This window comes from Mediterraneibacter sp. HA8405, assembly GCF_056148955.1.
The window spans coordinates 1422795-1447372 of record NZ_CM148758.1 but is presented as its reverse complement, the minus strand read 5'-3'; the positions used below and the strand labels follow the sequence as shown (position 1 = coordinate 1447372).

Below are 24578 nucleotides of genomic sequence, written 5' to 3'. Positions count from 1 at the left end.
TCCATTCATTTCAGTTTTCTGACAGGTTCTTTTCTGTCTTCACACATATTGTAAGTCCAGTCAGTTTCCGAGTCTAATACCTGTTCTTTATCATTTATCATGCATTTTGTGAATGATTCTTTTTTCACAGAATCTACTTTTCCAGATTCTGCTTCAGCCATGTCTGTATCATGTCATGCAGATCTTCGCTTCCGTTTTCCAGCACATACAGACTGCTTCCCATTTTCGCTGCCGGGCAGAGATCCCGCACTGCCTGTTCCATCCAATGATCCTCTCCGCCGCAGTGGCTGAAAAAAGGGAGAACAGTCTTTCCGGTCAGATCATTTGCACCCAGCCAGGACGCCACAGGCGGGGCAATGGTACCACACCAGTTGGGAGACCCGACAAAGATCACATCATACTTATCCGCGTTTTCGTCAACGGGGAACAGCAAAATTTTCTTCCCTGTCCTGATTTCCTCCTTCACCTGAAGCAGCAGAGTCTCAAAATCTGACGGATAAGGCTGTCTCGGATAGATCCGGCTGAGTCTGCCCCCGGTCTGTTCCTGTATCATTTCTGCAATCCGGCGGGTTTTTCCGGAATAGGAATAGCAGACAATTAAACTATTTTCTTCCATACACTTCATCATCCTTTACCTCTTGTTTTTCAGCATCCGGCTGTCTGAGTGTTCTTTCGTCCATTATCCTATGATTCTTACGCTCTGTCTAATACCTGTCTCTTATCATAAACTATTCCTTTCACGTATGATAAAATCCGTCTCAATTTTGGCCCTCAATTTTGCCGCGAAAAATATCGTTGAATTTTACAGCAGATCGGGATATACTGTGGTTAGAAAGGAGTTGAGCAATATGCCAAACATCAAGCCTATTTCTGATCTGCGAAATTACAGCGAAGTACTGCGTGATGTAGCAGTCGGCGCTCCTGTCTTTCTGACGAAAAACGGGCGGGGCCGTTATGCAATTTTAGACATACAGGATTTTGAAAAGACACAGGCGACACTCCGGCTGATGAATGAACTTGCAAAGGGCCGGAAATCCGGCGAGGAGAAAGGCTGGCTGACATTGGAAGCTGTGGAGGAAACCCTCGGGATTGTGAATGAATAACCTTCACTTATCCCAGGAGGCACAAAGAGATCTGGCCGAGATTAAGATTTATATTGAGAAGGAACTTCTGAACCCCTCTGCGGCTCTGGCAACCGTAAGCAAAATCACAAAAAATCTTCGTATTTTAAGGGAATATGCAAATGCAGGAACTCCACTGTCCTCGATTGCAGACGTGGAGAGCGATTACCGCTTTCTTGTGAGCGGGAATTATCTGAGCTTTTACCGTACCTATGGAAATGAGGTCTATGTGGATCGTATCCTCTATGCCCGCCGTGATTATATGCGTATCCTGTTCGGGGATATTACGACAGAAGAAACTGATAAATAACCAGACTATTTTACAGTTTTTGAAATTTCTGCTCCTTTTTATAGCTTAAAATTTGCCGGATTCTACTGTTCCTGTATCGTCTGTACGAAAAGAGATGCCGCCTGAGAAAACAGATGATTCTTCTTCCACAGGATCACACTTCTTGTAATATGTGCCGGGGTAATCTGACGGAAACAGAGTGCCGGATCCGCATGTATGGACAGGGCGCCGTCCAGACAGACCGCGCAGCCCATCCCTGCCTGCACCAGCAGCGCGGCGTTGGAAAGAATATTATAATAAGCCGGAATATTCAGATGCTGTTCCTCACACTGCATCCAGTGGAGGATCTGATCTTTGGCTTTCTCTCTTCCCGGCATGATCAGGGGATACTGCTTTATATCCTCTGCCGTTACAGTTTCCTTTCCGGCAAGTTCATGGTCCTGCCGTATGAGGATACCCCAGGTTTCCTTCCGGGGAAGCCTTACATATTCAAATTTCGCTGTGTCGATAGGCTCCATCACAAGACCCAGATCGAGCAGCCCGCGCTCTGTCATCTCTTTGATGTTATCTGCCATGCCATTATAAAGATCAAACTGAACGTTGGGATATTTCTCCCGGAATTCTTTCATATAAACAGCCAGTGTGCGCCCGCCCAGCGCTTCTGTGGCGCCGATCCTGATGGTTCCGCAGATGATATCCTTCCGGTCTGTAAATGTATGTTCCAGCTTATCCGCAAGTTCTACAATCGTTTCCGCCTGCTGTCGGAACAGAAATCCTTCATCTGTCAGAGTAACAGAACGTTTTCCCCGTATCAGAAGCGGCGTTCCCATCTCATCCTCCAGCTCCATCATCTGGCGGCTGAGAGTCGGCTGGGTAACATGAAGTATATCCGCAGCTCTTGTAATGTTGCCTTCATCCGCCACAGTCAGAAAATATCTCAGTACACGCAGTTCCATGCCGTTTCCTCCTTCGCTTCAGTTTCTGCACAGAAAAACTATTTCTGCTTTTTTCCTGCCAGGCATGAAAGCTTTTATGCTTTCCCGATTCTACTTTACCAGTTATTCTTCTTTGAGACAAATGCTTTTATTATATTGTCTGCCATTGATGACAGGCATAACGCTGTTCGTCCAGTATCCCACAGTATCCCGAACCGGATACCGCGGCTTTGTCTGCAAAGGTTTCCTGCACCGGCAGGAGTATTCCTCGTTATCTGAACAGGAGCAGCGGCTGCATGATTATTCGAATTTCCGATCATACAATAACGCGGCGATCAGTACCACAAAACAAGAACCCGCATTATGCACCAGCGCCCCGGTAGTAGGAGTCAGCACTTCCATAAGTGACAGTACGATGGCCACAAAGTTAATGCACATGGACAGTGTGATGCTGGCCTTGATTGTCCTGACCGTTGCGTTGGACAGCCACTTGAGATATGGAATTTTTGAGATATCGTCACTCATCAGCGCAACTTCCGCAGCGTCTACTGCGATATCACTTCCCATGCTTCCCATTGCTACGCTCACATCCGCAGTCTTCAGGGCCGGCGCGTCATTGACGCCGTCCCCGATCATGCAGACCGTATGGTTTTCTTTCTGCAGCTTCTCGATATTCTGCACCTTTTCTTCCGGCAGCAGCTCTGCACGCACCCCGGAGATTCCCACCTGTTTTGCAAAATAGTCCGCCGTTTTCTGATGGTCGCCGGTGAGCAGGACCGTACGGGTGTCCATATCCGCAAGGCGGGAAACCATGTCCTTTGCTTCCGGGCGCAGTACGTCGGACAGCGCGATAACGCCGATACATTTCCGGCCGTCCGCCACAAGAATAGAGGCTTTGCCCTGGGTCCTCAGCCGTTCCAGTGCAGACTGAACCTTCTGGCCGATCGAAGCTCCGTTCTCCACAAGGAATTTCTCATTTCCGCAGATCAGCCTGCGTCCGGATACTTCCGCCAAGATCCCTTTTCCGGCAGTCATTTTAAAATCCTCCGCCTCCGTCAGTGTGACTCCTTCTGCCGCCGCATAAGCCACGATCGCCTTTCCCAGAGGATGTTCGCTTCTGGCTTCGGCAGAGGCAGCCAGAGCGAGCAGTTCCCTTTCGCTGACATTTTCATCAAAAGAAATGATATCACTGACGTCCAGACGCCCGTAGGTCAGAGTGCCGGTCTTGTCGAATGCGATGATATCTACCTTTCCCATTTTTTCAAGGGCTTCACCGGACTTGATAATCACGCCGTGCTTTGTCGCCTGGCCGATGGCCGCCATAATGGCGGTGGGCGTTGCCAGCACCAGAGCGCAGGGGCAGAACACCACCAGTACGGTCACGGCGGTAACAATATTTCCACTGAACACATAGGCAAGAACTGCTATGAGCAGAGCCACCGGCACCAGCCAGCTCGCCGCTCTGTCGGCGATCCGCTGCATGGGAGCCTGCTTATTCTCCGCGTCCTGCACCATGCGGATGAGCTTCTGCAGGGAACTGTTTTCTCCTACTTTGGTCGCGGAGATATCAATGGAGCCGAAACGGTTGATCGTACCGCAGAAAACCTCTTCTCCCACACTCTTATCAACCGGCAGGGATTCCCCTGTCATAATAGACTGATCGACAGATGTCTCGCCGCTTAAGATCGTTCCGTCAACAGGGATCGTCTCGCCGGGCAGTATACGCAGGAGATCCCCCTGCCGGATCTCCTCTGTCGGTATCATTTCTTCTTTCCCGTCTTTCAGCCGCCGGCCTTTTGTCGGAGCAAGGCTGATAAGCTTTTTCACTCCTTTCTTTGCACGGTTGGTTGTGGCTTCCTCCAGAAGCGCGCCGATCGCCATGATGAATACGACCTCCCCCGCTGCGAAAAGATCCCCGATGGCGATCGCGGCGAACATGGCAATGCAGATCAGAAGGGCGGAAGATATTTTACTGATGCCGGGATTATGGATGATCCGCCAGACCGCCAGATACAAAAGCGGGATGCCGCTGATGACGATAGTTGCCCATGCGGGATCAAACGGCAGAAAAGAAAGCCGGACCGATGTTCCGCCGAACTCTTCCATCAGGTGCGGAACAAGATCCAGCAGCAGGAATGCCCCCGCCACGATCGTCATGGGAAGCCCTGCAAGAAAATCATTGAGTTTTTTTAACATAGTAATCCCTCCATTCCCGCCAGATGTGAACTGTAATTCATTCCAGACGCAGCAGCTTTACGCTTGACTCGCATTTACATCTGTCATACAATTAATTCGATAACAAACATTTTGTTCTTTTTTATTGTAGGCATGGAAATGAAGAAATACAATGGATAATATTGTTCCCGTGTTCCGTATGGAACATTTTTGAAAAATTGTACGGAAAAGGAGTTATTATGGACAGACGGCAGCAGAAAACAAGAGCGGCTGTTTTTCGCGCATTCAGCACGCTTTTATCAGAAAAAAGTTACAGTAAGATCACAGTACAGGAGATCATTGATACCGCCAATGTAGGCAGGACTACTTTCTATGCGCATTTCGAGACAAAGGACGATCTGCTTAAAGCCCTGTGCAAAGAGCTTTTCGATCACATTATCAGCAGCGCGGCAGACTGCACCCACACCCACGGACTGTATTCTGACGGAAATGCGCCGGAATCCGTATTCTGCCATTTACTGCAGCATCTGCAGGAAGACGAAAATAATATCCTCGAACTGCTCTCCTGCGAAAGCAGCGAGATTTTTCTGAGGTATTTTAAAGACAGCCTGAATGAACTGATACAGGATCAGTTTGTGGATCAGAACAGAAAGACGAATACCGGTATTCCCCGGGACTTTCTGGTCAACCATATCTCCGGCAGTTTTGTGGAAATGGTGCTCTGGTGGATCAAGGGCCGGAGAAAACAGGCGCCGGAGGAACTGGACCGGTATTTCCGCGCGGTTATTGAACCGATCTTATAATCAATGTAACCAACTGTTTTTCACGAAATACAGAAATGTTTTTCGTCACTTTTTCACGAAATGCGGAAATGTCTGCCGCGTCTTCACCACATATCGAAGCAGAAGAACTGCCAGCAGGAAGATCCACGAGAATGCCTCCGCATAGGCAACTACCATGTTTCCGAACACCGGTTTAAACGCATAGGAGCAGAGAATCCTTACCCCCAGAGACAGGATGCCTGCAATTCCGGAGAAAAGCATATCGCCCCGTCCTTCCAGACAGCCCCGGACTGCCATGCTGATCCCATAGATCATGTAAAAACGGGAGATTGCATGGAAGAACTCCTTCCCAATGGCAGCTGTATCAGCGGTGATCCCGAAAGCCGCGATCAGCCTTTCGCCGAGCAGCAGGACGAGGGCGGTCAGTCCGAGGGATATGACTGCCATGATCACAGTGCCGGCACGGAAGACCTGCTTTGCCCGCTCCGGCTTTCCTGCGCCGATATTCTGCGCCACCACCGTCGCGATCCCCGAACCGAAATTGATGATCGGCAGGAAGATTACCGTATCGATGCGATAGGCCGTGGTGATCGCCGCCACCGTCTGTTCACCGAATCCGTTCATGAACTGCTGGAGATAGATATTCCCCGCGGAGCTCACGCCGGACTGAACTGCCGACGGCAGTCCGTAGGCAGCTCCGCTCTTCCACACGGTTTTATCCGGCAGATTGCCTGAAAACGAGAATCTGAGAAATGGATATTTCCTTACTGTATACACGATCATGTAGACCGCCATCGCAGCCTGTGAAATTGCGGTCGCGGCAGCCGCTCCCGCCGCGCCGTATCCCATGCCGGCAACAAAAAGAAGATCCAGAACCACATTCACTGCCGAGCAGACCAGTATTGAGAAAAACGGCGCACTGCTGTTGCCGATTCCCCTCAGCACCGCAGAATATGTATTATAAACGGCGATAAACGGAATCGGTCAATTGAAAAATTAATTGCAACATTGAAGTTGTAACTGCACCCTGTTTGTGTTGCCTTTTTTACCGTGTCCTGCCTTCTCTAAAATTCCGGTTTATTTCTTAAGCAAAGCCGGTGTAAGGGTTATGGAATCGGGCGGGATCTTCTCAAGGCCCAGGAGGTTCGCAATCTCCTGACCGTAGATCTTGATACTATCTTCGTAATGCTTTCCGTACTGCTCTTCTCAATGAACTTGAAGACAGGATACTCTTTCTTTTGCACATAGAAAAAGAACGTATCAGCTTTCCGATACGTCCCCGCTTTTCTGCGATTCTTATTCTATCGCGTAATTTATATTTCACAGATTACTTTATTCAATTATTTTTACAGAATATTGATTCTATCTGTTTTGAATATGTTTCATTTCCTTTTTCTGTTTCTCCCGATCTTTGGAAAGTTTCAAAGCCAGGCTGCGGACTCTGTCAAAAGATTCCAGTTCGCTTCTCAACAAAACATAGACCATTTCTGAAAGATCTTCTCTTTTATCATATCTTCTGAATGCTTCTCTGTACTTTCCAGTCGGCCGGATTGAGACAGGCAGCAACCCGTTATTGATCAGTTGCTGATTAATGATCATCCTCCCGGTTCTTCCGTTCCCATCTGCAAAAGGATGGATCCGTTCAAACCGGATATGATTGGCTGCAATTTTTTCAAAAATCTCTTTCACTGTCACCGATTCTATATTTGTTTCTCTGATCCAGCTTTTCATAAGTTCCGGAATATCCTCCGGATCTGGCGGATAGTATACAGCTTCCGACAAATTGCCAATATAAACCGTGGTGTCTCTATACTCTCCCTGCATATGTCTGATATAGCCATTCGCCTTCTGGATCCACTCTTCATCAATGACTGCCTTTGCAAAGGGAAGCAGCATTTTCTGAATTGCATAGTACACATTTTTGGCGTCTGTATATTCTGAATAAGTATGGTTCGATCTTACTTCATCGTAATCGATCACTGCAATTGTTTCTTCCAGCGACAGTGTATTCCCCTCGATTGCATTTGTACTCCAGGAAAATCTCTTAGCAAAATCTTCGACAAACGGCTGACTGATCAGCGGATTTTCCATTAGCTTAAAAATTTCCTCTTTTTGTGTTTCAATCTGTAAGATTCTATTTTTGTTGTCAAATAATGGCATGGTATCTGCCTCCTAATATATAATAAAATGAGTGGTTTCTGCTTTTCTGATATTATCCTGCTCACAAAAGAAACAGCCTTTGTCCTGTGCATTCCTAGCTTCTTTTTCCACATAGTATATCATAGAATCATAGTGATATCTATCAGAATATCAGCATAGTTATTGTTCCTCAAAATAAGTGAATTATCTTTTTACTTATTTTTAAGAAATTCAAAGTGCCATTTAAAAATACCTTCCGGCACTTTAAACGGCACATAAAAGGCAGGATATCCAATACCCTGCCTGTTTCCAAAATATTCTATTTTTGCAATTACAGTCCCAGTCCATTCACCCAGTCCTGGACATCTGCATCATCCACTCCTGACCGGAATCTCATGCCGTCCTGCCAGTCGCCGGTTCCTGCCATATCCGCCAGAAGCTGTCCGCTGTCCCCGATATCTGAGGAAGAGGAAGTACAGAACGGAATCACTGTCTTGCCGGTAAAGTCATTGTTCTCCACGAAGGTATCCACCGGCCATGCGGCGATGCCCCACCAGATCGGATATTAAAATGTAGCCCGTCCTCTCCAGCCCTTGAAAACACTGGGCTTAACTGCTTACACAAGTGTGTTTTCTGTTCTTTTTTAATAGCATATTGCTCCGACCTTTCCCATTTATTGTACTCTGGTTCACCCGTTTATACAAATACCTATGTTTAATGCTTTTCCATACGTTTTGTGAATGATAAGAGACAGCGGTTGGTTGATCCGCTGTCTCTATGTATTTTCCTATATTTTATTTTTTACAGGTTTCGAAATTCACTCCGGCTTCTCTTGCTGATAATCTTCTGCAATCTCTGATTTTCAGCATGGAGTGCCTGATTTTCCTGCCGGAGTCGGAAAATTTCTTCTTGAAGGAGATCGATCCGTCCTTCCATTGCTTTGTCTAAAATGCCTCTGCGGGGATTGATGGTTCCGGCCTGCTGTTCCATAGCCCGGTCAATCTCAACCCTCACGATGGGATTCTTATAGAAGAATCCTCTGGAAGCGCCTGTCATTTTTACGAGCTGCGGAACCGATACCCTCTCTCCCTGATCCAACAGTTTGCGGATTGCCAGTTTCGCCGCAGCAATCTTTTCATCGCTTCGTTCCCGGTTCATTTCAATCATCCTGTCGTATTTGTTCATATTCTTCACCCCATCCATCTAAATTTGCGAGCAGGATTCTGGTCTGTTGTTCCCGTGCTTTTCGGGTTTCTTCAGCCAGAAGTTGATTGCTCATTTTTCTGTAATGCTTTACTGCGCTTATGTTTTTATGCCCCAGAAGTTTTGCAATCGTCCAGTCATCCAGATGCATTTCTGTCAACTTAACTCCGTAAGACCTCCGGAACATATGGGAACTGAATTTAAACAGTTTCCCATCATCATCCCGCAGATCTTCACTTTTTATCAACCGCAGCACCTTGTGCTTTATGGTTGTATATTGAAGCGGGCGGCTGGGAGCTTTGGCATCCACGAAGTCATCGCTGTTTCCTCTGCCGGATGAACCATTGGTGTTGATATAGACAAGATATTCTTCCAGCAGATCCCGGTCAACATCGGCGCAGGAATTGATCTTTACGCCTTTCTCCATCAGGTATCCGGAAAACTTCCGGATGGAAGTCAGCTCCCGTTTCACGGTTCCGATTTTTTCATATTTTATATGCAGGAAAATTGCCTGTTTCACTTCCTCCCTTAGACCTTCCTGCAAGATTCCGGTAAAATCCAGAGTTTCCGTTTTATAAATCGGATTTTCTTTAATAGGGATATCCAGTTTTTTCAGAGCCCATATATCCTTTTCCCGCTCCGGTCGCATATCCTCCGGCTGAATGAAACGCAGGAAGCGTTTCAGGTGCTGAAGCACAGGAGCATCCGTCCGGCTTATCGTTCCATACAAAGTTTCCTTCTCTTTATAAAATGGGATACCATTCTGCAGCATCCATATCTTTAATAGTTCGATCCATTTGGATGGCTGCCAGCCGAGGAAGCTGTCAGGTATGTTTTTTCAGACGATAGTTTCCCTCAATGCCTGCGCTATCATGGTCGAGGCAGGTGACCACGGTATCGATCTGCGGATTCATTTTCAGGATATGGGTGGCTCCATAAGTGGCTGTGGAACAGAGAGCCACATAGCTGTGTTCCTGCCAGTTACCGAGTTGATATTGAGCGAAAGCATTTCCTTGATCCGCTGCCTTGGTAAACCAATGTAGCGCCGCTTTCGCATCCTTAGGGATACCTTCACCGGCCAGATAGAGTTTTCCGAGAAGATATTGTGCGTACTCATGATCCTGCTCAGCGGCTATCGTCAGATAGAGGATGGCTTTGGGGATGTCCTTCGGGAGCAGCTCTCCATTGGAGAAGACCTTCCCCAGCAGATACTGCGCTGCGGAGAATCCTTGATCCGCAGAGAAAGTAAGCAGCTCCATGGCTCTTGGAAGATTCTGCAGAAGAACGGTTCCTTCCAGCAGTGCTTTTCCCAAGGCATACGCCGCATAAGGGTTGCTGCGTGCCGCTGCTTTTTCCAGAAGGGAAACCGCACGGGGAATGTCCTGGGGAAGATCCACACCTTGAAGCAATGTTTTCCCCAAGAGGTATTCCGCATAGGGATTCTCTTTCTCCACGGCTTCTTCCAGCCAGCGCAGAGCGTACTCCGGATTCTTAGGGATCTCTTTTCCCTCCAGGAACAACTTGCCGAGAGTGTACATGGCATAATCATGGCCTTTCCCCGCTGCAGCCATGAGATAGTCGATTGCTTTTTTCACATCCCTGCCAGAGAAATCTCTGCTCAGATACAGTTTCCCCAGGCCATAGGTTTTCTGGTTCAGGATCTCATGGGCATTGTCCTCTATGGCACGGGTAATAAATTCAGAGGCAGCTCCCACAGTCTTTTCTCTCTGGTAGTCCTCATACTCCAGCATCGCAGCGCTATCTGGAAAATCCCGCAGGATCTTTTCAATGAGCTTTTGGTGTTTCACGGTTGCTGGAGCCAGCTTGAAAGACTCATCGATCTTCTCCACACCTTCACGGGTGGCGATGTAAGTGGCGTACCCATCAATGGGCTTTTCCTGATCTGGTTTCAGGTACTTGAATTTGGTGACCAGACGGGCCATGGGAAACCTCCTTCCGTTTTAGAGTAAAGAAAAAGCAGGAGACCTCACATAAAAGATTTCCTGCTGGATGCGAATCATATTCTGTTCTATATCATTTGATGGCGGATCAGAGGATTGCTGTAATCACTCCCACTGCAAGACAAGCTGGCAGTCCAAGAAGCATACCAATACAGGACTGCCTGATATGAAAACGATATTCCTTATATTCTTCCATATTCTCTGTGCCTGGTATCCTGACTTTTTTTGAATGACAAAACCAGATGCAGTCAAGAACAAGAGCGTCATACCAATCAATGATCAGCCAGATCAGGTAGGAATCCCGAAACCCTTTCCAGAATGTATTTGCTCCATTAAACTGTTTCAGGACAACAGCGAAGATGAACACAAAAGCAAGCAGAGAGATTCCCTTTCGGAGGATATCTGCCCTGGTGAAGCGTTGTTCTCTTTTTTCGATCAAGCCTAATTCCATACATTTCTCCCGTATGGCCGGGGGATAATCTCCCACTGAGGTAAGGGGATTTTTCAGCATCAGTGACACAATCAGGATTGTGAATAACAAGACACCAATCAGACTTTCTATCATGACCGCCATATTCGCTACACCTCCGATATCCATTTTACCGTTTTGCGAAAGGCATCTTCACGGCTATGCCGGCAGTCCTCCGGATATTGTCTCTCAATTTTAAACATTTTCAGCTTAGGCGGATTTAATGGGACAAGAATGTGGCTTGCTCTTTCATATTCCAGGACATCCACCCGGAATGTAAACCGGTGCTTTTCCAGGCGGTTTACCATATATGCCACCGCCTCTTTGCTGGGCCACATGAGATCTTCCTTTGCGTAAATAAATAAAATGTTTCCTTGGATGTTCTCCACACGGATGGCTGTATCCTCATCAAAATGTTTCAGCGGTTCTTCGTAGATGTAGGATAACTCGAACTGCTGATGGAGGATGAGGTTCCGGATTGCCGGCCCATATTTCAGATGCGCTGTCATACACGGAAAATCTTTTCCCCTGTATGTGAATTCGGAAGCAGATGAAAAAGTTTTCGATGCCATGCTTTGATTCCCGTGCATGCCTCCCCATATACAGTGGATCGGGGAAAGTGCAACAACGCCGCAGATATCCGGCATAAGAGAAGCGCAAAGCAGCGCCAGTTCAGCGCCTTTTGAAATGCCGTACAGGATAATCTTTTCATATCCTTTGTTTTTCAGCCACTGGATCGCTTTTTCAAATGGATCGACAGGCACCCGAACCAATTCTTTCGGCAGCCCGTCTACGTTCCAGTAACAAATGCCTAACGCGGCGATGCCGCACCTGGCAAACATAGCGCCCACATTCATCGGGATATTTTCATTCCCTTCACTTCCGCCTACTACGATGACGACCTTTTTTGGATCATGATCCTTAACAGGGACGTGATAAAGTCCATAGAAACCCTCCTGTGCAACCGTTACATATTCCACTTTCCCAGCCCTCCCTGTTTTTGCAGCTTGGATTGCTGTCCGTATTTTCTTTCTTTATCCCATTTAGAGTCCTTTTTGCAAACATAGAAATCACACTTTTCTGCTCCCTCTGCAAGTGTACCTGTCCGGTACAACACGCCGTCCATGAGATCGACAGAAATAAAATCCATGGCACACATATAGGGTATCAGTTCTTCCAAATGCTCCTGTTTTCCAAGCGCACACAGGCCGCACCTGTGATAGTTGATGGTGTATTCGTCTGCATCCCTTCCTGGGATCGTCTCCGTCATCCAGTTGAATTCACTGTCAGACATCGTATTTGCAACTCTGTCCTTCTCGACTTTCCTTTTTTGATATTCTGTATCGAATGGATTTTTACTCCCAAAAGCTTTTTTAATGAGCGGCGCCTGCATCGTGGCTGTCACCATTTCCCCGAACTGCTCATGGCTAATCGCCCCATTCATTGCCTTATAAACTGCCATCCAGACAATGCCCCCGGAAAGACAGAGCCGCAGAGGATTTTTCGTAAAACCGCCTATGTCAGGTGTCCTCGCCAACATATCTTCAAAGTTTTTACGCGATTTCTTCTTCACTCTGGATGTATCCGTATTTTTGCAATGCGCTGCGATATATTTGAAAATAGCAGGTGTCATCGCTGACCACATCAGTTTTTCACAGATGGTGTTTTTCATATTCATGCTCCTTCAAAACGTACTCATAGACGAGGGACTGATTGCCGGAGCTATCCTGAAAAGGCTTCTCTGCCACTTTCTTAAATCCACGTTTTTCATAAAACTCCCACGATGCAAGAGTGTTTGTAAAAAGCCGCACACGATCCGCTCCATCGCCTTTTGCCCGTTTCATAAACTGTGTAACCAATGCGGTTCCCAACCCCTTTCTGTAATTCCTTCTGGACGAAAGGGCAACGAGTTCCAGATCGCATTTCCCAAAGCTTTCCTTATCCCTTTCCTGTAACTGGCGGAAAAAGGCATCAAACTGCTTCTGGAATGGTACTGACATTTTATATCTTTTCAGATAGAACTTGAGAAACATTTTACACCAACGGCCATAGTGCCTTTTTGTTTCATACTGAGCTGACAGGGCCTTGCTGAAATGTTTATCATATTTTCCACAGATAAATCCTACGACCTGATGATCCTCCGCTTCCGCAACATAGGTAAAATTACATTTTTCAATCAGGATCTGTGCGTAATCACACAGAAGTATTTTATCGTTCTGATCCACAGGGCATGAAAAGAATCCTTCGTAAAAGCAATTCCCGCAGGCCGCAGCATCTTCTTTCTTATATGGACGAACAGTAAACATAGATGTACCCTCCTATACACAATCAGGTTAGCAGCAACTAACTAATACTATATCAGGAGACGTATAGGACTGCAATTCATTTTTTACCTGTTAATCATTTGATAGTGACATGGCGGGTCATGAGAAACCTCCTTCCATTTTAGAGTAAAGGAAGAGCAGGAGACATAGTAAGAGATTTCCTACTGAATGCGAATCATATTCTGTTTTATATCATTTGATGGCTGATCAGAGGATTGCTGTAATCACTCCCACTGCAAGACAGGCGGGCAAGCCAAGAAGCATACCAATACAGGACTGCTTAATATGAAAACAGTAATCCTTATATTCTTCCATATCCTCTGTGCCTGGTATCCTGACTTTTTTCGAATGGCAAAACCAGATGCTATCGAGTACAAGAGCATCATACCAATCAATGATCAGCCAGATCATGTAGGAATCCCGAACCCCTTTCCAGAATGTATCCGCTCCATTAAACTGTTTCAGGATAACAGCGAAGATGAACACAAAAGCAAGCAGGGCGATTCCTTTCTAGATGATATCTGACCTGGGAAACGTTGTTCTCTTTTTTCGATTAATCCTAATTCCATACATTTCTCCCTTATGGCCGGGGATAATCTCCCACTGAGGCAAGGGGATTTTTCAGCGTCGGCGACACAATCAGGATTGTGAATAATAAGATACCAATCAGACTTTCTATCATGACCACCATATTTACATTACCTCCACTCCAGATGGATCATTTTGAGCATTCCAAATCGATCTGAAATATCCATACTGATTTTTGTAATGATTTTTAATCCATCTCGTTTGATAAACTTGTAATATGGTTCATCCGCCAATACTTTGACACCTCTACCTAGTGTGGTAACCAGATCTTCAGCCGAATTCACATAAAAAAACATTCGGGCATTTTCATGTCCCATCTGCTTCATATATTTCTTCTGCAACATTTTCATGCCGCTTTTATTTACCGTATCAAACACAAGCTCTATATTCCCGAAACCTTCCAGCATCTGCAGAAGGCCAAAAACTTTTTCCTCTTGAAAGTAATGGAACAAACCTCCTGCAGTAACCAGAAGAGGCGTATCAGGCATGTTCCTTCGGATCTGCCTGAGCCATCCGTCTGAAAAAGCATCCCCTGAAAGATAAGTTTCCTTCTCAGGTTCCGGGAGCAAACTGCGCCGGTATTCGATTACATTCGGAAGGTCTACAGCATACCATTGGGTTTGCCCATTGTCATTGCGATCATATGTTGTCTCCAGTCCGCAGCCCAACTGTATGACAACACCATCCGGCTTACGTTTCAGGAAGTTCTGGATATGCCGATCCATATTAGCGGAACGGGATGCAGAAGCCAGTAGCGTGTATTGACTTTGATTTCCTGTTTCCAACAGTGCGGATGGCAGCTTTTCTTTTAATGAAAGTGCTTTTTTATCATATAAAATACCCGGAAACTTTTCGCTGGCGTAAATCCTTCCCACCATAGGAATAAACATTGTATCTTCTACTATACCAAATTCGGACATGGCTATCTATCCTCCTATATGCAAATGAGTTAGTAATATCTAACCATTATTATATCAAGAGGAACCGGGGATTGCAATTCGTTTTCAATTGCTACTCGTTTTCTTCCCATCCTTTCTGCCAGCTCACCGCATCATCAAAAGAGAAGGAGCCATTCAGCCTTTTGACTTCCTTGACACATTCTCCCCGCAGGCGTTCCAGTAACACCGGATCGATGTTGTTATTCGCTGCGACCACATTCATCATGACCGCCAGCTCCACGGTGGACGGTCTGATCCAGAGCTGGAAGCGGCGTTTGATTTCTTTCTTTTCTGCCTCTGTATCCTGCATGTCTGAAATCCTCCTTCTTATTCATAGGAACCTGCCAAAGCACCGCATCATTCGTTGAAACTTCTGGGCCTTGCGGGAGTTGAAGCACCTGTCCAGGAACCTTTTGCCCAAATCCGGCACCGTAATGCCATTTCTTTCAGAAGCGGCGGAAAGCCTTGAAGCGGCCGGCTCTGCCGGACGCAGTGAGCTGGGGCGGGGCCGCCATGCGGCACCGTCCCTTTCTCCTGCTTGATTTTCGACCCTGTATCCTCACGGGCAACCGTTGCATTCCCACGAGCGGAGCCTGCCTTCGCACGGGCCGCAAACACCTCGCAAACAGGTGGGGAGGGATACTTCCCCGACCTTGCCCACAAAATCGCAACACGGGGCCGACAGGCGGCTCACAGGGGCGCTCTTTCTTCCGTCACATCTCCTGAACCGGCGGTGTTGTTTCTTCTGCTGTATCGGGAGACTGCCAGTCAATCTCCCGGTCCCGTAATGCTTCTTCAAAAATCAGTTCCCTCGCATCCATCGGAATGCTTGGCTTGATTTCCGTTCTGCACGGTAGACCGCAGTAGAAACATCTTTCAGACGGTAAGCCCGCCACTCTGGATCGCCTTGCTCTTTTACACTGATGACGCCCTCATCAAAATCAAATTCCAGGAGGGCTGTGATACGCTCATCATGTTCCATGGCATCGCACAGGACAGAGAAGGTCAGGTCATCAATGGGCTGATGCTCTCCGAAGGAAAGAGCCAGACTGTCCAAGGTCAGCCTGCCCTCATTCTCACGCATATAATTTCGATAGAGATAAGCTGCGCTGTAGAAGTTATTCCGCAGGTCAGAAGTGAAATGAAAGTCATCACCGTCCTCATGGAAATGGATCACTGCAAACCGTCTGGTGGCTTCAGCTTCTTGCTGTGCCTGTGCTTCTTCCTGACGGATCAACGTTTCGATTTCCTCACGTTTTTCTTCCGGGACGAGAGACGCATAGGTTTCTTCAAAACATTTTCGCAGTACACCTTCGATAGTACGCCCCTGATCGTTCAACACTTCATCCAGAGCAGCGAGCCGATGCTCCATCAATCAAAGTCCAGCCATCCAGGAAACCCTGCAGCCGCTCACACTCCAGAGGAGTGAGACGGCGGATCAGGTTTCTGTCCGTTTCCGGCTGGCAGACCAGGTCGGTGGCGTCTTTATATTGTCTGGCACACTCCGTGCTGGCAATGTTGTTTTCCTGGAAAGAACTCCTGCATTGCCGGGTGTAGACTGCGTGGCGGTCTGTTGTATTCAGGGTATAGCTGATATTTTTCTGATAGCCAAACCCATTCCCGCCATTTTTACTCTGCCGGTCAATGATATTTCCGGCAATGCAATAGCTGTCCGGTTCCTCCGCAATCAACGGAAGATTGTTACCGCCCGTGCCGCTTCTGGCTGACAATGTCGGGGATACCTGCAGCGGTCCGGTATAACGTCCATCGATCCCATGGTTCTCAAACAAAACCAGGGATTGTGTGTTGCCGCCCATCCCATAGGATGCGGTGACCGCCTGCGCCTTTTCCACGGGGCCGGTGAACCGAAGATCCTGCCCGTGGTTATCAAAGACCAGAGGAGGATGGCCGGACATCTGTGCCCGGAGTGTTCCTGTCACATCTATACTGCAGTCCATCACTTGGCCGCCCTGGTCATTGAGGCACATAACGGAACTTATTTCAGCCCCGCCTGAATTTCCAGCGCTTCTTTGAGTTTCTTCGGAAGTTCCTTGCCCCGTTCTGCTGACCTCCGCAGGATACCCAGGCAGGCTTTCCTGCTTAAATAATATTTCCGGGGCGGATGTTCCTCCAAAATCTGCGACAAGAAAGATTCTCTTACGTCTTTGGGGGACTCCCCAGTATTGAGCATCCAGGACTCGCCAAGCAAGGGAGAATCCAGATCCCAGTATGGTCCCAGCAGGTTTCCACCTCCCGGCCGGAGGTCGAGGAACAGACAGGGAGCGGTCTGCGATCCGGCATGTTTCTTCCAGGACAGCCCGAAAGTCTTCTCCTTTAGAGGATGAGAAAGCTCCGGGGACGTTTTCCCACACCATGAATCGGGGAATAATTCCGCAAGGGTTAGCTGTTTTACTTCCTCGTTTTCTTTTGGCATCGGTCTGTCTCATCTCCTTTATGATCCGGATCTGCTCCATAAAAAGACCGGAACGCTCACCGGCAAGCCCGGCGCGTTTTCCGGCGATGCTGAGATCCTGGCAGGGAGAACCGCCCGCGATCACATCCACGGGCGGCAGATTGGCGCCATCCAGTTTTGTAATATCTCCCACATGGAGCATAGCCGGGAAATGTTTTTTCGTTACCTCTATGGGGAATGGCTCGATCTCACTGGCCCATACTGGACGGATTCCGTTTTGGACAGCGGCCAGTGGAAATCCGCCAATCCCGTCAAACAGACTGCCAAGCCGCAGCGTGTTTCCGCAAGAAACTGCGGTTATTGAACTTTTCGCATGTCATATCACCTCTCTGATCGGTTATTTTAAGGATGGGACGGAGGCATTTCCAGCTTTGCAGGTGTCTGTTCTTTTTTCTCCGGCCTGGGCCGCCTTGCCCTGGGCGCGGGATCTGCCGGTTCGCCGGAGCGCATCTCAATAAATTCCCGCACACCTGCCGGGACATGTTTGCCATAGAATCCTTCCATGGCTTTGGTCAGTTCATCTTCAAGCTGCAGATCTTTCTGCTCCATATAGAGCCGGAGCGCAGTCAGTTTTTCCTCATCAAAGGAAATGGTTACATTGGTTTTCTTCATCGGTTCCTCCTTCACATGGAAAGAGCAGGCCCGGAGTCCTGGCTCCAGTCCTGCTCATCCTCACTTACATGATTCATTTTTGCCTGCCCCATGGGTGTCTGATGGAACACGGTACTGTCTGTGCAGCAGTTCGTCCAGTCGGTCTGTTCCATGCGGCAGCTCTGGATCAGTGCGCCGGAAAAGTTGCTGTGAGTGAAAATAGCTCCCCGGAAAGTACAGCCATCAGCCACCATCTTTTTGAAGCATGTTTTCATTGTTACTATTGTCGGTTTCGCCGCCCACAGGCTGTATCCGCGCCGGGACGGTAAATCAGGGCAAACGCATTGTACCCCCGTCTGGCAAGTTCCAGCGCCTGGGGAAAACTGTCATGCATGGCGGCAACATAGACAAAACCGCCTCCTGCATTTACAACAGCCGTCTTTGCCCCCGGTTCACCCCTGAAAAAGAACAGACCTGTATCCTCCTTTTCCGGATCTTCTTCCTTTTCTTCATCTGTGTAAATATCATAGAAGATCTGTTCTCCGGAAGTCACCTGATTTTTCATATAATTTACGATTTCAACTGTTCTTTCCGGATTTACATTGTTATACCAGATCAGGATATCACCCACATCCTGAAGTTCCAGACCGCCGTCGATACTGCGGTCCACCGGGAAAATCAGTCTGCCGTAGTCCTCAAAGGCCGGATCATTTATCACATCCGTCACTTTTGTAGTCAATGTATATTCTCCTTCTTCCGTCTCCTCCGGCTCCCCGGTCTTCCCGGTTCCGGAATATGTTTGTGTATCTGCCTGTCCTCTGCCGCATCCCGCAAGAACTGATGTCAGCAGCAGCACAAGAAACAGTACGGCAGGAAGCGCCATATTCCCGGTTATATTTTTTAAGCTTATCATCCGGCTTTCGTCTCCTTCTTTTCCTGCTTATTTCTTCGTCTCTACCTTCGATCCGCCGAATACGCCGGACATAGGCACTGTATCCAGCATCCGGTCAAGATCTTCTACTTCCTGACGGCTCAGACTTACCTCTGCCGCCTGCGCGTTTTCAATCAGGCGTCCGTATTTCCTTGTCCCGGGAATCGGCACAATCCATGGCTCTTTTGCCAGCATCCATGCAAGAGAAATCTGTGCCGGAGTCGCGTTCTTTTTATCTGCCATCTCTTTAATATACCGGATCATCTCTTCATTTTTATCGAAAGCTTCCGGAGTAAACTGAGGCATTGCGCTGCGGTAATCCGTTCCTTTTTCAAACTTTGAATCCTTATTATATTGTGCCGAAAGAAGTCCGTTTGCCAGTGGTGAAAAAGCGACAAAGCCGATCTGCAGCTCTTCCAGAACCGGAAACAGCGCTTCATAATCACGGTACATCATAGAATACCGGTTCTGCACTGCAGTGACCGGGCAGACTTTATGGGCGCGTCTCAATGTCTCTTCGTCTGCCTCTGAAATTCCCCAGTGTGTGATCTTTCCCGCCTCAATCAGCTCTTTCATGGCTCCTGCCGTCTCCTCAATCGGAACATTTCTGTCGATCCGGTGAATGTAATACAGATCCAGATGATCTGTCTGAAGCCGCTGCAGTGAGCCGTCAATAGATTTTCTGATCGTCTCCGGTCTTCCGTCCGGAATCAGCGGTTTATTTACTGCTGTGGAAGTCTCGTCAAACCGGATTCCGCACTTGGAAGCAAGAACGATCCGGTTCCGGTACGGCTTCAGTGCTTCTCCCAGCAGTTCTTCATTATCATGAGGATTCTCCGGTGTGCCGTAAACTTCCGCTGTATCAAAAAAGGTATAGCCTCTGTCCACTGCTTCGGAGAGCAGTTCTGTCATCTGTCGGGCACTGATGCTCCGTCATCTCCATTTCCCACAGATCTTTGTCTGTCTTTGCCTGGGCTGCCACAATCTTGCAGCAGTCAATAACAGAACCGCCGCCGTAGGCAAGCATCACATTCTGTCCATATCCGGAAACCGCTTCTGCCAGATGTTCTTTTGCCGCGCCTTCTCCGAAATAAACTTTTGTCGCGTACTCATATACAAATTTCTGCATTGTAGATCTCTCCTTTCTTTCTGACTGTAATTATACCCTTGTTTCCCGTCCGATTGAAGAAACAATAAGTTCCCGGGTATAAACCGACAGGTTTTATCAGAAAAATTCCCCCTTGAACGCCGCCGTAAAATAGTGTATACTTTTTATTGTGAATGGAGAATTGAGGGAATGGGCCCATATCATCTGAGGCTCATTCTTTTTTATTATCCGGAATTCTACTGTCATTTTTCTTTCTGCAGATTTTTATCTTCTATAGATTTTATCTCACGAAAAACCCGTTTTATTATTTCAGAGGAGGTAATGTGTATGGCTTTTGCCCTTTTAATGTGTTCCGCAGTTATCGTGCTTTGTATTCTGACCAACCGGTTTCTCAAACGTTTCGGCATTCCGGCCGTTCTCATCTTTATCGGACTGGGTATGCTGTTCGGAAGTGAAGGCATTGTGAAAATTCCCTTTGATAACTTCCAGATGGCTGAAACCATATGCTGCACTGCCCTGATCTTTATTATGTTCTACGGCGGATTCGGCACCTCCTACAGGGAAGCAAAGCCGATTCTTCCAAAGGCAGTTCTTCTCTCTACCGTTGGCATTCTTATTACCGCAGGACTGACCGGCCTGTTCTGTTACTATGTGGTGGGAATGAGCCTGCAGGAAGGACTTCTTGTAGGGGCCGTCTTAAGTTCTACGGACGCGGCTTCCGTATTTTCCATTCTCCGCTCCAAGAAGCTGAATCTGAAGGAAGGCACCGCCTCTCTTCTGGAAGTGGAAAGCGGCAGCAACGATCCATTTGCCTATATGCTGACAATTATCATTCTGAACTGGATGGCCGGAGACGGAGAAAATATTGTCCTTCTCGTCGTGGAAGAAGTAGGCCTGGGACTGCTTTTCGGCGCAGGTCTGGGACTGCTGGCCGTAAAAATTCTGAAAAATGTAGAACTGGAAGCCGGCGGAATCGACACCATTCTCATGATTGCTTTTGTACTGTTCTCTTACGCCGCTCCGGTGCTGATCGGAGGAAACGGTTATCTGAGCGTATATCTCTTCGGATTTATCGTCGGAAATGCCCGCTTTAAATCCAGAGTTTCCCTTGTCCACTTTTTCGAAAGTATTGATCATCTGGCTCAGATGCTCATTTTCTTTCTGCTGGGACTTCTGGTCTTTCCATCCATGCTCCTTCCGATTCTGGGAACAGCAGTGCTTGTATTCCTGGGACTGACCTTTATTGCAAGACCTGTGGCTGTCTTTCTCGTAATGACGCCCTTCCGGTCTTCCTGGCGCCAGCAGGCCCTGACCGCGTTTGCCGGCCTGAGAGGCGCCGCCTCAGCCGTGTTTGCCATTATTGCTGTAGTCAGCCCCGGCTACGCCGGATACAATGTATACAATATTGTGTTCTGTGTCGCCATAATCTCTGTCGCCTTTCAGGGGCTCCTGCTGCCCTTTGCCGCAGAAAAGCTGGATATGGTGGACGACAGCCAGAATGTTATGAAAACATTCAGTGATTACCAGGATGATCAGGAAATGCAGCTCATCCAGATCCGGTTAACCCCCGGCCACAGATATATCGGGAAAAGGCTGAAAGAGCTGAATATGGGAGACGTGCTTGTGGTGCTGATTGAACGGGGAGATGAAACGATCATACCCCGGGGAGACGTTCTGCTTCGGCAGGGAGACGTACTTGTTCTCAGCGGCGAGACATATCGCGGAGACGCCGATACGATTCTGGATGAACTGACCATAGAACCGGGGGATAGCCGCATCGGCAGACGGGTCCGGGATATCCGGGATCTCGGCGATTCGCTGATCGTGCTGATCCGCCGTAAAGACGGGAATACCGTAGTCCCCAGAGGAGACACCCGGATCCAGGAAGGAGACGTTCTGGTCATGAATACACTGGAACAGTAATATAAAAATCCCCGGGGATGCCGTTTTCAGCATCCCGGGGATTTTTATCAGCTTCCTTTCGCGATTGCTCCCGCTACATCTTTTTTAAACTGATCCCACGCTTCTTCATTCTCTACAAAATATTTCGGACAGTTCTTGCCTGTTACATCGTAGTGACGGATCACCTGATCTTCTGTCAGATTAAATTTTACACAGAGCCATGCTGTCAGCTGAACAAGAGACCGGTATGTCTCGTCTGTAAACTTTCCTGTCTCATCCGGATGGCAGCACTCAATGGAAACGGTATCAATATTTCTGGAATTTGACGCATATGCCATCTCCCACGTAGGAACGCACTGGATAATTTCTCCGTCCAGCCCTACGATAAAATTGCTGCTTGCCTCTGTCTCATGAGAGTCTTTCAGACCGTTAAAATAATCTCTGTTATTCTGCGCCGTACTTCCCGGGTTCGCCGTATAGTGAACCACAATCCCGGTAATCTCTTCTGTCTCTGTTCCCGGCCTGGAATAGGGATTCACGTCCAGCAGCTGCACATCAATCTCCGGCTGGGAAGCATCCACGTCAGCGAGAGTGTATGCTCTTCCCGTACCGGAAGCACAGCTGTATATTCCAAGCACTGCCGTCAGGATCAGTAAGACCGCAATTCCTGACCGGATATACAGTGCCTGCTGCCGGGCACGTCGGCTGCTGCCTCCAGATCGGCCTTTCCTCCTGCCGTTATATCTGCCGTACCCTCTTTTTCTCTTCATCTTCCGTCATCTGGCCTGCCCTTTCTTTTATCACTTTTTAAATAATAACACAGATTGCCGGCGGAAATATGAACAAAATCTTATGAAAAACGAAAATTTCTATTCCATATCATACTTTTGAAGCCGGCGCTTTCTCCGCCTGCAGCTGTCGGCCGCATAAGGTTTCCCCGGCCTGTTCGTTATTCCAGTACCACAGATCTTCCGGTTCCGTCACCCGGAACATGCCGGCCAGTTCTTTCCGGTCCGGGCAGATCTTTTCAAAAAGATCCGGCAGTTTTTCAAAAAATGTTCTGTCATATTTCACTGTCCTGTCATCTCCCCACAGGGCGCAGTAGAAAATTCCCGCTTCTACCAGATCCTGGAACATATGGCTTCCGTAGCTGAGCTCCGGCATATATCCTGCCCGGCTGTCGGACACTTCGCAGATCCCCCGGAATCCGGATATCTGGGCAAAGCTCACCGGCACGCCCAGTTCCGGAGAGGAAGTTCCTACTCTTCCCGGCGTCATCAGAAGAAGGTTTTTCCCTTTTCCCCTGTAATATGCGTTCACCGCCCCCACCGTTTCCGCGGCACGGGGTTTCAGCGCGTAAGGGTACTCATAGTAGGCCTTTGCGTCAATCTCCACAACCACATCGATCTTCACTTTCTCCGAGCTGCCCACAGCCGAATCCTTCAGCCGGAAAAAGACGTCCTTTTCCGGAAGCTCCGGAATCTCCGTATCTGTCCCCCGCCCGCCTGTATAGAGAGGCCGGCACTGGAGCAGATTCACTACAAAGGCGCCCTGCTCATCCAGATTTACCGTATATTCAATATCCACCGGATTGCCGTATACCCGGTCCAGAGTTTTCAGGACTTTCTGCATCAGCCCTGTAAAGTTCCGATTCTCCAGAAGTCCCTGACAGTCGGCAAACCACACCTCCCGCCGGCGGTTCATTCTTTTCAGCGCGCTTTCCGCGTCATAATCTCTTTCCATAACAGCCTTTTTAAACCACAGCGGCAGACTTTCAAGAAGAGAGTCGATCTCTATAGCGGTCAGTTCATTTTTCCCGGTATCAAGCACATCCATAATCCGCTGGGAAAAACGGTGCCTCTCTGCCGCGCTGTTCTGCATATGTACATCCGGACGGTCCAGATTGGCCAGGCGGGGATAGTCGTGATCCGGACGATCCACGGCCCGGGTTCCAAGCCCGGTCACAATCCGCAGAAGTCCCGCCCCAGGATCCATATATTTATTCCACCGGTATGAGCTGTAACTGTATCCTACGCCTGCTGCCGTCGGGAAAAACAGATCGCCGTGATAGGACCCGGATACCCGCTGGACAAGAACCGCCATCTGCTCATCCGTGTGCTGCAGCCCCCGCTGCTTTCTGTACTCCAGCGCCGAGATGTCCATTGTGCTGGCATAAACAGTCCGCACTGCCTCTTCAAAGGCTTCCAGCCTCTCCTCCGGAGATCCCTGATTGACGTGGAAAACCGATTCATATTTTCCTGCAAAGGCATTGCCGAACCCGTCCTCCAGAAAGCTTGAGGAACGGACAATAATCGGACTCTGGCCGAAATATTCCAGCACGGTCCGGAACTTCTCCCGGATATCCGGCGGGAAGCTTCCCGAAAGCAGCGCCTCCTTCAGCGCGCCTGCCTTTGAAAAATACCCTTCCTCCGTGCGCTGGGCAATCCGCGTCTCCCAGCAGTTGTTTGACACAATATACGTATAAAATACATCCGATCCGATATAGAAAGAATCGTGAGGTTCAAAATAACTTCTGTACTCCGGCAGCTCTGTATGTATGATCTTCCTGGCCAGAAGCATGCCGCAGGCCTTGCACAGCGCCTCCGCCATTCTTTTTTCGTCTTCCACAAGCAAAAGTCTCATATCGGC

The 24578-nt window shown here is 48.2% G+C and carries 29 protein-coding genes and 1 pseudogene; 4 read left to right on the top strand and 26 right to left on the bottom strand.

Going from position 1 to position 24578, the window contains the following annotated elements:
• Positions 1 to 5 precede the first annotated feature (5 nt).
• Together AC0QUU_RS06820 and AC0QUU_RS06815 are read right to left on the bottom strand one after the other, a co-directional pair.
• The gene (locus tag AC0QUU_RS06820; RefSeq protein ID WP_474545380.1) at positions 6 to 161 is read right to left on the bottom strand and encodes a hypothetical protein; all 156 of its coding nucleotides are present in this window, start codon (positions 159 to 161) and stop codon (positions 6 to 8) included.
• Positions 134 to 616: a flavodoxin family protein gene (locus AC0QUU_RS06815; protein ID WP_474545379.1), complete on the bottom strand. Its 483-nt coding sequence runs from the start codon at positions 614 to 616 to the stop codon at positions 134 to 136. The genes AC0QUU_RS06820 and AC0QUU_RS06815 overlap by 28 nt, the downstream gene beginning before the upstream one ends.
• A 232-nt stretch (positions 617 to 848) precedes the next feature.
• Between AC0QUU_RS06815 and AC0QUU_RS06810 the strand changes: the two genes are divergently transcribed.
• Positions 849 to 1103 (top strand): type II toxin-antitoxin system prevent-host-death family antitoxin, encoded by a 255-nt coding sequence (locus AC0QUU_RS06810; RefSeq protein ID WP_474545378.1) that lies wholly within the window; start codon positions 849 to 851, stop codon positions 1101 to 1103.
• Positions 1096 to 1431 (top strand): type II toxin-antitoxin system RelE/ParE family toxin, encoded by a 336-nt coding sequence (locus tag AC0QUU_RS06805; RefSeq protein WP_474545377.1) that lies wholly within the window; start codon positions 1096 to 1098, stop codon positions 1429 to 1431. Before AC0QUU_RS06810 ends, AC0QUU_RS06805 begins: the two co-directional genes overlap by 8 nt.
• A 62-nt stretch (positions 1432 to 1493) precedes the next feature.
• Here the strand turns inward: AC0QUU_RS06805 and AC0QUU_RS06800 are convergent, their stop codons facing one another.
• Together AC0QUU_RS06800 and AC0QUU_RS06795 are read right to left on the bottom strand one after the other, a co-directional pair.
• Complete coding sequence (locus AC0QUU_RS06800; RefSeq protein ID WP_474545376.1) at positions 1494 to 2366, bottom strand: LysR family transcriptional regulator; 873 nt, start codon at positions 2364 to 2366, stop codon at positions 1494 to 1496.
• Between the two features lie 279 nt (positions 2367 to 2645).
• Positions 2646 to 4541 (bottom strand): heavy metal translocating P-type ATPase, encoded by a 1896-nt coding sequence (locus AC0QUU_RS06795; RefSeq protein ID WP_474545375.1) that lies wholly within the window; start codon positions 4539 to 4541, stop codon positions 2646 to 2648.
• Positions 4542 to 4759: 218 nt separating this feature from the next.
• Between AC0QUU_RS06795 and AC0QUU_RS06790 the strand changes: the two genes are divergently transcribed.
• The gene (locus AC0QUU_RS06790; protein ID WP_474545374.1) at positions 4760 to 5323 is read left to right on the top strand and encodes a TetR/AcrR family transcriptional regulator; all 564 of its coding nucleotides are present in this window, start codon (positions 4760 to 4762) and stop codon (positions 5321 to 5323) included.
• Between the two features lie 45 nt (positions 5324 to 5368).
• On the opposite strand, the gene AC0QUU_RS06785 is transcribed toward AC0QUU_RS06790, so the two are convergent.
• The 20 genes and pseudogenes from AC0QUU_RS06785 to AC0QUU_RS06690 form a co-directional block, all read right to left on the bottom strand.
• The gene (locus tag AC0QUU_RS06785; protein ID WP_474545373.1) at positions 5369 to 6247 is read right to left on the bottom strand and encodes an MATE family efflux transporter; all 879 of its coding nucleotides are present in this window, start codon (positions 6245 to 6247) and stop codon (positions 5369 to 5371) included.
• 417 nt (positions 6248 to 6664) lie between these two features.
• On the bottom strand, positions 6665 to 7462 hold the full coding sequence (locus AC0QUU_RS06780; RefSeq protein WP_474545372.1) for a Fic family protein: 798 nt from the start codon (positions 7460 to 7462) through the stop codon (positions 6665 to 6667).
• Positions 7463 to 7772: 310 nt separating this feature from the next.
• Complete coding sequence (locus AC0QUU_RS06775) at positions 7773 to 7961, bottom strand: flavodoxin (RefSeq protein ID WP_474545371.1); 189 nt, start codon at positions 7959 to 7961, stop codon at positions 7773 to 7775.
• A gap of 281 nt (positions 7962 to 8242) precedes the next feature.
• Entirely contained in the window at positions 8243 to 8644 is a 402-nt protein-coding gene (locus AC0QUU_RS06770) for a DUF6262 family protein (protein WP_474545370.1), read from the bottom strand.
• Positions 8601 to 9374, bottom strand: coding sequence for a tyrosine-type recombinase/integrase (locus AC0QUU_RS06765; protein ID WP_474545369.1), 774 nt, complete (start codon positions 9372 to 9374; stop codon positions 8601 to 8603). Before AC0QUU_RS06765 ends, AC0QUU_RS06770 begins: the two co-directional genes overlap by 44 nt.
• A 94-nt stretch (positions 9375 to 9468) precedes the next feature.
• Positions 9469 to 10587: a hypothetical protein gene (locus tag AC0QUU_RS06760; protein ID WP_474545368.1), complete on the bottom strand. Its 1119-nt coding sequence runs from the start codon at positions 10585 to 10587 to the stop codon at positions 9469 to 9471.
• Between the two features lie 106 nt (positions 10588 to 10693).
• Complete coding sequence (locus tag AC0QUU_RS06755) at positions 10694 to 11203, bottom strand: hypothetical protein (RefSeq protein WP_474545367.1); 510 nt, start codon at positions 11201 to 11203, stop codon at positions 10694 to 10696.
• On the bottom strand, positions 11185 to 12054 hold the full coding sequence (locus AC0QUU_RS06750) for an acyl-CoA thioester hydrolase/BAAT C-terminal domain-containing protein (protein ID WP_474545366.1): 870 nt from the start codon (positions 12052 to 12054) through the stop codon (positions 11185 to 11187). Before AC0QUU_RS06750 ends, AC0QUU_RS06755 begins: the two co-directional genes overlap by 19 nt.
• Positions 12042 to 12746, bottom strand: a complete 705-nt coding sequence (locus tag AC0QUU_RS06745) for an L-2-amino-thiazoline-4-carboxylic acid hydrolase (RefSeq protein ID WP_474545365.1) — start codon at positions 12744 to 12746, stop codon at positions 12042 to 12044. Before AC0QUU_RS06745 ends, AC0QUU_RS06750 begins: the two co-directional genes overlap by 13 nt.
• On the bottom strand, positions 12727 to 13380 hold the full coding sequence (locus AC0QUU_RS06740; RefSeq protein WP_474545364.1) for a GNAT family N-acetyltransferase: 654 nt from the start codon (positions 13378 to 13380) through the stop codon (positions 12727 to 12729). The genes AC0QUU_RS06745 and AC0QUU_RS06740 overlap by 20 nt, the downstream gene beginning before the upstream one ends.
• A 225-nt stretch (positions 13381 to 13605) precedes the next feature.
• A complete protein-coding gene (locus tag AC0QUU_RS06735) occupies positions 13606 to 13884 on the bottom strand; it encodes a hypothetical protein (RefSeq protein ID WP_474545363.1) in 279 nt (92 codons plus the stop codon).
• Between the two features lie 212 nt (positions 13885 to 14096).
• Complete coding sequence (locus tag AC0QUU_RS06730; protein ID WP_087150162.1) at positions 14097 to 14906, bottom strand: class I SAM-dependent methyltransferase; 810 nt, start codon at positions 14904 to 14906, stop codon at positions 14097 to 14099.
• Between the two features lie 91 nt (positions 14907 to 14997).
• Positions 14998 to 15234, bottom strand: a complete 237-nt coding sequence (locus tag AC0QUU_RS06725) for a hypothetical protein (RefSeq protein ID WP_474545362.1) — start codon at positions 15232 to 15234, stop codon at positions 14998 to 15000.
• 492 nt (positions 15235 to 15726) lie between these two features.
• Positions 15727 to 16296, bottom strand: coding sequence for a hypothetical protein (locus AC0QUU_RS06720; RefSeq protein ID WP_474545361.1), 570 nt, complete (start codon positions 16294 to 16296; stop codon positions 15727 to 15729).
• Between the two features lie 217 nt (positions 16297 to 16513).
• A pseudogene (locus AC0QUU_RS06715) lies at positions 16514 to 17671 on the bottom strand (DNA cytosine methyltransferase); the annotation flags it as partial.
• A 68-nt stretch (positions 17672 to 17739) separates the two neighbouring features.
• Positions 17740 to 18009: a DUF6103 family protein gene (locus AC0QUU_RS06710; RefSeq protein ID WP_474545360.1), complete on the bottom strand. Its 270-nt coding sequence runs from the start codon at positions 18007 to 18009 to the stop codon at positions 17740 to 17742.
• Between the two features lie 11 nt (positions 18010 to 18020).
• Positions 18021 to 18263, bottom strand: coding sequence for a pentapeptide repeat-containing protein (locus AC0QUU_RS06705; RefSeq protein ID WP_474545359.1), 243 nt, complete (start codon positions 18261 to 18263; stop codon positions 18021 to 18023).
• Between the two features lie 5 nt (positions 18264 to 18268).
• A complete protein-coding gene (locus tag AC0QUU_RS06700) occupies positions 18269 to 18901 on the bottom strand; it encodes a hypothetical protein (RefSeq protein ID WP_474545358.1) in 633 nt (210 codons plus the stop codon).
• 27 nt (positions 18902 to 18928) lie between these two features.
• A complete protein-coding gene (locus AC0QUU_RS06695) occupies positions 18929 to 19831 on the bottom strand; it encodes an aldo/keto reductase (RefSeq protein WP_474545357.1) in 903 nt (300 codons plus the stop codon).
• Positions 19782 to 20048, bottom strand: a complete 267-nt coding sequence (locus AC0QUU_RS06690) for a hypothetical protein (protein WP_474545356.1) — start codon at positions 20046 to 20048, stop codon at positions 19782 to 19784. The genes AC0QUU_RS06695 and AC0QUU_RS06690 overlap by 50 nt, the downstream gene beginning before the upstream one ends.
• 306 nt (positions 20049 to 20354) lie before the next feature.
• Here AC0QUU_RS06690 and AC0QUU_RS06685 point away from each other — a divergent pair, with 306 nt between their 5' ends.
• Positions 20355 to 21950 carry a potassium/proton antiporter gene (locus AC0QUU_RS06685; RefSeq protein WP_474545355.1) on the top strand — a complete coding sequence of 532 codons (1596 nt, stop codon included), beginning with the start codon at positions 20355 to 20357 and terminating at the stop codon, positions 21948 to 21950.
• A gap of 47 nt (positions 21951 to 21997) precedes the next feature.
• On the opposite strand, the gene AC0QUU_RS06680 is transcribed toward AC0QUU_RS06685, so the two are convergent.
• On the bottom strand, positions 21998 to 22699 hold the full coding sequence (locus tag AC0QUU_RS06680; protein ID WP_474545354.1) for a peptidoglycan recognition protein family protein: 702 nt from the start codon (positions 22697 to 22699) through the stop codon (positions 21998 to 22000).
• 109 nt (positions 22700 to 22808) lie between these two features.
• On the bottom strand, positions 22809 to 24572 hold the full coding sequence (locus tag AC0QUU_RS06675; RefSeq protein ID WP_474545353.1) for a PEP/pyruvate-binding domain-containing protein: 1764 nt from the start codon (positions 24570 to 24572) through the stop codon (positions 22809 to 22811).
• Positions 24573 to 24578 lie beyond the last annotated feature (6 nt).